Below are 857 nucleotides of genomic sequence, written 5' to 3'. Positions count from 1 at the left end.
GGCGTTGGGGGTGTGCGGCGGCGACGGCACCGTCGCGGCGGTGCTCGACGCGGCCGTCGACGCCCGGCTGCCGGTGGCGGTCTTCCCCGGCGGCACCCTCAACCACTTCGCGCACGATCTCGGAGTGACCGACCTGGACGAGACGGTACGGGCGATCACCGGTGGGCAGGCCGTCGCGGTGGGACTCGGACAGGTGACGGTGACCGGACCGGCCGGTCGCACGGTGCGACGGTTCGTCAACACCGCCAGCCTCGGCGGCTATCCGGACGCGGTGCGGTTACGGCAGCACTGGGAGCCGCGGATCGGCAAGTGGCCGGCGGCGGGCCTGGCGATGCTGGCGGTGCTGCGCACGGCGAGCCCGATGCCGGTGCGGATCGACGGCACCGGGCGGGCGGTGTGGTTGCTGTTCGTCGGCAACGGCCGCTACACCCCGGGAGATCAGGTGCCGATGTCCCGGTCGCATCTGGATCCGGGCACCCTGGATGTGCGGTACCTGCCGGCCGAACGCCGGTTCTCGCGGCTCCGGCTGCTCGCCGCCGCCGCGACCGGCACCCTCGGCGCCTCCCCGATGTATCGGCATCGGCACAGCCCGGCCCTGGCGGTGCAGGTGATCGGGGATCCGGTGGCGTTGGCCACCGACGGGGAGGTCCCCGCCGACGGCACCGGATTCGACTTCCAGGTGGTGCCGTCGGCGTTGACGATCTATCGGCTCGCGGTGGATCAGCCCGCGTCGGTGCCGGCTCCGGGAGCCGGCTCGGACCCCGGCGTCTCCGACGCCGCCGGCTGAGCCGAACCGGTGGGCAGCAGCGCATCGAGCGCCGCCCCCGCGATGCGGCGGAACGCGCGGCGCGGACGCT

At 74.4% G+C, this 857-nt stretch carries 2 pseudogenes; one reads left to right on the top strand and one right to left on the bottom strand.

Features of this window, described 5'->3' with window-relative positions:
- A pseudogene (locus R1101_RS28790) lies at positions 1–709 on the top strand (diacylglycerol/lipid kinase family protein); the annotation flags it as partial.
- A gap of 11 nt (positions 710–720) precedes the next feature.
- On the opposite strand, the pseudogene R1101_RS31565 reads toward R1101_RS28790, so the two are convergent.
- Positions 721–857 (bottom strand): annotated as a pseudogene (locus R1101_RS31565) (proteasome subunit alpha); the annotation flags it as partial.

The organism is Rhodococcus sp. R1101 (assembly GCF_000278445.1).
Classification (GTDB): domain Bacteria; phylum Actinomycetota; class Actinomycetes; order Mycobacteriales; family Mycobacteriaceae; genus Rhodococcus; species Rhodococcus gordoniae.
This window is presented reverse-complemented; position numbering and strand designations above follow the sequence as displayed.